We start from the raw sequence: 7,205 nt of genomic DNA on the forward strand, positions 1-7,205 counted from the left end.
CCAATCCAGATCTATGCGGACAGCTAGATCTCAACTTCCTCGCAGACAATTCACCCCCTAGCGACGATCCCGCCAACCCGATCGATTTTGGCGATTTTGACTTTAGTGCCAATAGCGAGATTACGGGTTTAGAGCTAGATATTCAGAACTTTGACGATCTGGAGCTAAATTCTGAAATTGGCAATGGTTTGGCAGATGTGGATCTTGATGTCCTGGCGAGTAGCCCACTTGTCGATGACGCGATTGATGCCCCGTCTGCGCCCACAGAGTGGCACGACCTCGCCGATTTAGATCTCCAGTTCCCAGCGAACCAGTCAGATCTAGATCTAGACACACCAACGGCTAGTTTACTCGATGTCAATTCCGAGACTAGTGATCGCGACCGGGTGAATGCCCTCGATCCGATCGAACCAGCGACCGAACGCGATTTTGATTCGATTGACATGGGTGCATTCGATCTTGATAATTTAGCTCCAGAGGCTTCCTCCACATCACAATTCGACGATCTTGCTGCCCTAGATGTCCAACTCGACGATCTCGGTGCGGATTTAGGTAGCAACGACTTATCACTGGCTAATTTCGACGATCTGTTAGACGAAATGCCTAGCGATCACCTGCCAGATCTGGGCAATTTCGACGATCTGTTGGGCGAAATGCCTAGCGATAATCTGCCAGATCTGGGCAATTTAGATGCTTTACTGGGTGTGGCTGCTGTGGGTGTTGGTGGTAGCTTACTGATGGGCGCGTCACAGTCGTCGGCACTGGACGACCTCGATGCTCTAGTCGCGACCGATCCCACTCCGGCTCCTACCGATAGCAATCTCGACGATCTCGATAGCTTGGTTGCCGTCCCCGCACCCGTCGTCGCCCCAGTCGTTCAGCCACCAGCGCGGGAGTCGAAAGATCGTCGTCCCAAGCAATCGCGGACATTCGAGCAAACCATGCGGGTGTCAGTCCGACATCTCAATAATCTCAACAACTTAGTTGGGGAATTAGTTGTCAACCGCAACACCTTGGAGCAAGACCAAAATCGGATGCGCCAGTTTGTCGAAAAACTGCTCTCCGAAGTCCAAAAGCTCAACGAAGTCGGCAAGCGGATGCAAGACCTCTACGAGCGATCGTTGATGGAAAACTCCCTAGTTGCCAGCCGTCAGCAAAACAAAACCGCCGCAGCCGCTCCGCAAACTAATCACGATGAAGGCAGTAGTGGTAACACTGGGAACAGTGGTAACAACTCCAGTATCGAATACGATCCGTTAGAAATGGATCGATTCACGCCGATTCACTTGCTCTCCCAGAAGATGATCGAGTTGACCGTGCGCGTACGAGAATCCACTGCGGATATTGAATTCGTTGTCGATGGCAGTACCGAAGTCACGCGGACATTACGGCAGATTACCGGACAACTTCAGGAAGATTTGACCAAATCGCGGATGGTGCCCTTTGCCCAAACCGCCGACAGGCTGCAACGGGGCGTGCGCGAGAACGGTCTCAAATACGGCAAGCAAGTCGAACTCAGCGTTGAAGGTCGCGATACGCTCATCGATAAAGTGATTCTCGAAAGCCTCACCGATCCGTTAATTCACATGGTGAACAACGCGATCGCCCACGGCATCGAAGCGAATGAAACCCGCCAAGCTGCGAGCAAACCCAGCGAGGGTAAAATCACGATCCGCGCCCTCCATCAAGGGAACCAAACAATCATCTCGGTTTCCGACGATGGTGCGGGCATCGATACCGATCGGGTCAAACAAAAAGCGATCGAAAAAGGGATCATCACCGCTCAACAAGCGGCAGCCATGTCCAAAACAGAAGCTTACGAACTACTGTTCCTGCCTAGCTTCTCAACTAAAGACCAAGCGGATGAGTTGGCCGGACGCGGCGTGGGGATGGATGTCGTCCGCACCAGTATCACCGAAATTCGCGGGACGATCGCCACGGAATCGAAGCTGGGTGTCGGTACGACGTTTACGATTCGGTTACCGCTGGCACTCAGTATCGCCAAAGCCCTGATCGCAGTTAACAACAAGAGCAATATCGCCTTTCCAATGGATGGAATTGAAGATACTCAAGATGTCAGCCCAGAGCAGATCCAAACCGATAGCGAAGGCAAGCAGTGTATCTTCTGGCGCGACGAACTGATTCCATTTACACCGCTCTCTGATTTACTCAGCTTCAATCGTCCGTTGGCACGCAATAGCTTCTATAGCACTAATGAAGATGATAGCGATCTGGTCTCAATCCTGATTCTCCGCAGCGATGGCAATCTCACCGCCGTCCAAGTCGATAAGATTACTGGCGACCAAGAAATCGTGATCAAACCCCTTCAAGGGCCAGCCGCCAAGCCGTTAGGGATTGCGGGTGCTACCGTAATGGGGGATGGTCGGATCGTCCCGATTGCCGACGTGATGGAATTAATCTCGCTGGCCAATGGTACGCTCTCCCGTCACGTTTCGACCGAGTGGACGGATCGAATTGCCACTCCGACTGTCGAAATCCGCGAATCGATGGTGCTGATCGTTGATGACTCGATCACCGTCCGCGAATTGCTCTCATTGACCTTCAAACGAGCCGGCTACCGTGTCGAACAAGCCCGCGACGGTCAAGAAGCCTGGGACAAACTCAGAGCCGGTCTGCCCTGCGATATCGTCTTCTGCGATATCGAGATGCCACGGATGGACGGACTCGAATTCCTGTCCCGCATCCAGAAAGATGCTGCTCTGAGCAAGGTACCTGTCGCGATGCTGACTTCACGCGGTAGCGATCGACACCGTCAGATCGCCTCCCAGCTCGGTGCCAGCGGCTACTTCATCAAACCTTACCTCGAAGAAGCTCTGCTCGATGCCGCGAAGCGGATGATCAAAGGGGAAGTACTGGAAATCGTCTAACGATCGACAAGCAGGAGTTGGAAGCAAAGCTGATTTATGTCTATAATTGCTCCCAACTCCCATACGGTGGTACTGCAACTCCCAACTCGCTTCACTTAATTCGTTCCTTTCTTGCCTGTCTGACAGGCATTTTTTTTTGCCGATCTAAAGCTTTCGATCGAACACCACGATTTACAAGTCGATTGAATGTCGATACCAACCAATCGCTACTGTAGTGGCTCATCGCACCTAATTCTAGACCACAAAATAGTGCTAAATAAACTGGATAATTGCTAGCGATCGACTGCTGAAAAATTGTCAATAGCTGTTCTTCGTTATATGTCTTAAAGCCAGCTAAACGAGCTATCTCTAAATAAATTAGACCAAATAAACTCAACCATAAACTTAGATATAAAATCCGCCCGATCGTGCCAATTAGCGGGCCATGTGACCAAATTGATCGATGTTTAATGGCTTTTTGATATGGTCGCCACATCCACCGCAACAGCCCCCAGCGTTTGTAGTGAAACGAGTACAAATCTAGATCTGGCCCAAATATCAACCCACTAAACAAAAAACCACCCGATACCCAAAATGCCAAATCTGCACGGGCAGTCGCATACAGTGTCCCGCCAGCAATTAGTGGCAGACTCCAGAGAGTTACTCGATCGTGGGTGCGTCCAGATGGCAAAGTTAATTACGGGTAAAGATTTGACAGTAGTTAGCAAAAAAAATCTTGATTATTTAGCTCGCACAAAAGGATGAATTAAAATACTTTGATAGCGATCGCCTCTGAGTGCGAACAGACCAGAAACGATCGAATTCATCACAAAAGCAGCCACTACAAAGTTAAGTATCCCAAAACTTACCTCGTGAAAATACGGCACCATGTATAAAGAGCGACTGACAACAACAAGTAGAATAGTCAATCCAAGTGTTGAGATTAAATTACCCAACGTGTAATTAAGCACATCGCGACCAGCTAGATCGACAAAAGGATGGATGGCTCTCGTTGCTAGCCACATTACCCAGCTAATTATCGGCCAGATCGCCATTATTGGCAAACTCACGAAGATAAAGTAAAACACGATCGTCAATACCTGATTTGTATTACTACTCATCTCGCTACTACCAACGAATAGCATCCATAGATAAAATGTCACAATAAGTCCCATCGGGATTGCAAATATAGCATGTATAACTGCGGCGATCGCCCGAAATTTGCAGGGTACTTGTAGGTGTAGTTCGTGGGGAGGATCGTCGCTCATGGTGATGTTGAAGAGAATTTAGGTAGAGCATCGTGACAAAGCGTGCGATCGATAGTTAACTTAAGTCTGTGTCAATTGTTGTAGCGATGCTTGTAAAAATGTTGGATGATCGCCTAGATTATATACTCATACAACCTACTTCCATACCTTAACCTGCTAAATGACCCATCTCACTGAAGAACAGTACAAACAAAAGATGCAGCGGCGGCAGCAGGTACAAGCCGAGCGGATCGAGCAGTCGATCGACAAAAAAGGCTTGATAATCATCAACACCGGAACGGGCAAAGGCAAAACTACCGCCGCACTGGGCATGGTGCTCAGATCCCTCGGACACGGCTACAAAGTCGCGATCGTCCAATTCATCAAAGGTGCCTGGGAACCTGCCGAGAAAGCCGTGCTAGAGCGGTTTGGCGACCAGTTAGTGTTCCAGGCGATGGGCGAAGGGTTTACCTGGGATACTCAGGATCGCGATCGCGATATCGCTACCGCCGAACGGGCGTGGGAGCAAGCATTGGCTTATATCATCGATCCGAACTATCAATTGGTATTACTAGATGAGGTGAATATTGCCCTCAAATTAGGTTATCTCAGCCCCGAAGTCGTCATCGCAGGACTAGCCCAAAAACCCGAATTCTCTCACGTCATCCTCACTGGTAGAGGCGCACCCCAAAGTCTGATCGATGTCGCGGATCTAGTTACCGAAATGACAATGATTAAACATCCTTTCCGCGAGCAAGGTGTCAAAGCCCAAGCTGGAATTGAATTTTAAAATCCGAATCTTTTAAGTTCGCTCACAATTTCCTCTAGGAATCGATCGCTACCATCAATGATTTTCGCAGCACTATAGTAAATCATCGCATTAAAGCCTTTGGTATCGCCCGAAACTCGAAAATCCGTTCTCACGGCGATAACTGGAATCCCTTGACTGACAGCATATCCACATTCCCAGCAAGTACCACTATCCGCATCAGCCCCATCGACGATCGCGACAACAATTGCTGCCGCTTTCAGCCCCGACAGACAGGTTTGATAGATTTCTGCATCTTGCTTTTGGGCGCATTCTTGCTGTGGAAGAAATACTTGATAACCATTATCTGTCAGGTATTTGCACACGCGAAGATTGAAATCTTGTTCGCCCTTAGTAAATAAAGGCGCAGCTAAATAGATATAAAGTTGGGCTTGCATAGTTTTATTACCATTCGGTGGGAGCCACATGCTGCAATAGCTTCTTAAGCTTACTCGATCGAGTAGTTCGCAATCGATATCTCTAGATTACCGCCAGTAGTCTCCGCCAAAGATCGAACCAGATCGCATTTCGTTCGCAGAGCGTCCGATTGGCGGAATCGAGTATCCAATTTCAACAAATCGGGCTGTTAGCGCAACGATCGATTAAAATATAATCTAAATATCGAGAAAATGATGTTGTGAGGAAAATGCCAGTCGATCTGTATCGCATGGGAAATGCGATCTCTTCTAGAATGGAGAATATCCGAGCAAAGGATATCGATCTGTATGAAGCGGATGGGAAGATGTGGGTAGCTGCAAATTCAGGAGGTATTTCTACGTTCTCCGTTAGAGGAATTGGCAAAAACTGGTGGAAACTGGATTTAGAAGCAGAGATTCCCAGCGAGCTTAGAGTTGTAAATGATTATGGGAATCATTGGCTATGGGAGCCGAGCTATTCGATGCCATTGGATGAATATCAGCGTGTTCTAGAGTCAGTTGATAGTCTATATTTATAAAGTAAGTTGAGGAAAATTAGCATGATGAACTTATCACCAAAGGCAATGCGATCGATCGCTGAAGCATTAGAATTTCGGATCGCAGCCTATCAAAATCAATTGGATTCGGAAGAATTAACTGAGGATGAAATTTCAGATGTAACGAATGACTCGATGTTTTTGGAATCATTATTACAGGAAATGCGAAAAGCTTTGGCTTTGCCTCTAGCGCAGGTTTTTTAGTCGATAAATGTGAAAATTAATACATGAATTTATTATAATATTTCGTCCCTGAAGTTATTACGACAGAAGCAGAGTACGATCGATCCCTAGCAATTGCTGAACCCTTAGTTGCCAATCGCAATCTAAGTAATGAAGAGTCAAAATTCCTATCGTTAATCGTGACATTGATCGAAGACTATGAAGGTAAGCATTATCCAATGGGTGATGTCACTCCTCATGCGGCTTTGTTACACCTGATGGAATATAGTGGTACTAGTCAAGCCGATCTGGTTGGATCGATCGGTTCTCAAGAAGTTGTGTGTGAAATTGTTAATGGTAAACGATCGATCGATCCAATCCAAGCTAAGGCTCTTGGTGAATACTTTCAGGTTTCTGCTAGTTTATTTCTTTGAAAATAGCATCCGCATACTGCAATGAAAAATTGGTAACATCTGATCGATCTTCTGTCCAATGATCGCTTACCTCTCTAGGATTTGACGGTTCAGTTAGGCTTGTTTTTTTGCGTCCCTGTCCAAGATTGATAACAGTAAGTTGCGTAAAATCATATTCGGGGCACAATTCATCATCCATTTCAGAGATCTGATTCATCCGCTTTACGTTCCTTTTCGCTAATCTAGACGCTCAATTATTTTGCTGCACGAAGCTCTTCCTGGATAACTCGGCGTAATGTATCCTCATCTAGAGGTTGCTTCACTTTATCAAGATATTCCCGCAAGGCTTCATTCATAATGGTTTGATAGCCTTTTCCAGCAGTATCACTTCGTTCTCGAAATGTCTCTAACACATCGTCATCAATATAAATCGTGATGCGAGTTTTACCTGTTTGAGGAATCACTGCACCCCGTTTAGCTTCACTGAAATCATATTCCGCTTTCATAGTTATTTCTCTCAGAACGAGTGGCTGGACGGGCTGAAATAAGTCGTGTACGATCGCCTCGCTCGGTGTAAACCACAACTAGCAACCGCCAGAGATGATCCATACCGATCACAATAAACCGTTGTTCGCCTTGAGCAGTTGTGTCTTCAAAGGAAAGAGCATTCGGATCGAACAAGACTGCTTCAGCGTCGGAAAACCGTATGCCGTGCTTTTGCAGATTAATATCGGC

Annotated in this window: 11 protein-coding genes; 5 read left to right on the forward strand and 6 right to left on the reverse strand. The window is 47.2% G+C overall.

The annotated features are described in order from the left end of the window. Nucleotides 1–2,888, forward strand: a 2,888-nt coding sequence (locus RMO27_RS01510) for a hybrid sensor histidine kinase/response regulator (protein WP_309728433.1), incomplete at its 5' end; no start/stop codon positions are given. A 91-nt stretch (nt 2,889–2,979) separates the two neighbouring features. On the opposite strand, the gene RMO27_RS01515 is transcribed toward RMO27_RS01510, so the two are convergent. Next, complete coding sequence (locus RMO27_RS01515; RefSeq protein WP_309728435.1) at nt 2,980–3,558, reverse strand: metal-binding protein; 579 nt, start codon at nt 3,556–3,558, stop codon at nt 2,980–2,982. 49 nt (nt 3,559–3,607) lie between these two features. Continuing rightward, nucleotides 3,608–4,135, reverse strand: coding sequence for a hypothetical protein (locus RMO27_RS01520; RefSeq protein WP_309728437.1), 528 nt, complete (start codon nt 4,133–4,135; stop codon nt 3,608–3,610). Nucleotides 4,136–4,295: 160 nt separating this feature from the next. Between RMO27_RS01520 and cobO the strand changes: the two genes are divergently transcribed. Beyond that, nucleotides 4,296–4,904, forward strand: a complete 609-nt coding sequence (gene cobO, locus RMO27_RS01525; protein WP_309728439.1) for a cob(I)yrinic acid a,c-diamide adenosyltransferase — start codon at nt 4,296–4,298, stop codon at nt 4,902–4,904. On the opposite strand, the gene RMO27_RS01530 is transcribed toward cobO, so the two are convergent. Continuing rightward, nucleotides 4,901–5,320, reverse strand: coding sequence for a nucleoside 2-deoxyribosyltransferase (locus RMO27_RS01530; protein WP_309728441.1), 420 nt, complete (start codon nt 5,318–5,320; stop codon nt 4,901–4,903). The two genes, cobO and RMO27_RS01530, sit on opposite strands and share 4 nt — an antisense overlap. A 239-nt stretch (nt 5,321–5,559) precedes the next feature. Here RMO27_RS01530 and RMO27_RS01535 point away from each other — a divergent pair, with 239 nt between their 5' ends. The 3 genes from RMO27_RS01535 to RMO27_RS01545 all read left to right on the forward strand — a co-directional run bounded on the left by RMO27_RS01535 (nt 5,560) and on the right by RMO27_RS01545 (nt 6,491). Then, entirely contained in the window at nt 5,560–5,877 is a 318-nt protein-coding gene (locus RMO27_RS01535; RefSeq protein ID WP_309728443.1) for a hypothetical protein, read from the forward strand. Between the two features lie 24 nt (nt 5,878–5,901). Next, the gene (locus RMO27_RS01540) at nt 5,902–6,099 is read left to right on the forward strand and encodes a hypothetical protein (protein ID WP_309728446.1); all 198 of its coding nucleotides are present in this window, start codon (nt 5,902–5,904) and stop codon (nt 6,097–6,099) included. A gap of 158 nt (nt 6,100–6,257) precedes the next feature. Further along, nucleotides 6,258–6,491 (forward strand): hypothetical protein, encoded by a 234-nt coding sequence (locus RMO27_RS01545; protein WP_309728448.1) that lies wholly within the window; start codon nt 6,258–6,260, stop codon nt 6,489–6,491. On the opposite strand, the gene RMO27_RS01550 is transcribed toward RMO27_RS01545, so the two are convergent. The 3 genes from RMO27_RS01550 to RMO27_RS01560 form a co-directional block, all read right to left on the reverse strand. After that, on the reverse strand, nt 6,475–6,687 hold the full coding sequence (locus RMO27_RS01550) for a hypothetical protein (RefSeq protein WP_309728450.1): 213 nt from the start codon (nt 6,685–6,687) through the stop codon (nt 6,475–6,477). The genes RMO27_RS01545 and RMO27_RS01550 overlap by 17 nt on opposite strands. 37 nt (nt 6,688–6,724) lie before the next feature. Continuing rightward, a complete protein-coding gene (locus RMO27_RS01555; RefSeq protein ID WP_309728452.1) occupies nt 6,725–6,976 on the reverse strand; it encodes a BrnA antitoxin family protein in 252 nt (83 codons plus the stop codon). Continuing rightward, a partial coding sequence (locus tag RMO27_RS01560; protein WP_309728454.1) for a BrnT family toxin occupies nt 6,960–7,205 on the reverse strand: 246 nt, incomplete at its 5' end. The genes RMO27_RS01560 and RMO27_RS01555, both read right to left, overlap by 17 nt.

It is taken from the genome of Chamaesiphon sp. OTE_75_metabat_556, from assembly GCF_031378165.1.
Lineage (GTDB): Bacteria > Cyanobacteriota > Cyanobacteriia > Cyanobacteriales > Chamaesiphonaceae > Chamaesiphon.

Excerpts from the sequence above, each read along its gene's own strand:
- RMO27_RS01520 (WP_309728437.1), bottom strand. The coding sequence starts at position 4,135 with ATGAGCGACGATCCTCCCCACGAACTACACCTACAAGTACCCTGCAAA.
- cobO (WP_309728439.1), top strand. The coding sequence starts at position 4,296 with ATGACCCATCTCACTGAAGAACAGTACAAACAAAAGATGCAGCGGCGG.
- RMO27_RS01530 (WP_309728441.1), bottom strand. The coding sequence starts at position 5,320 with ATGCAAGCCCAACTTTATATCTATTTAGCTGCGCCTTTATTTACTAAG.
- RMO27_RS01540 (WP_309728446.1), top strand. The coding sequence starts at position 5,902 with ATGAACTTATCACCAAAGGCAATGCGATCGATCGCTGAAGCATTAGAA.
- RMO27_RS01550 (WP_309728450.1), bottom strand. The coding sequence starts at position 6,687 with ATGAATCAGATCTCTGAAATGGATGATGAATTGTGCCCCGAATATGAT.
- RMO27_RS01555 (WP_309728452.1), bottom strand. The coding sequence starts at position 6,976 with ATGAAAGCGGAATATGATTTCAGTGAAGCTAAACGGGGTGCAGTGATT.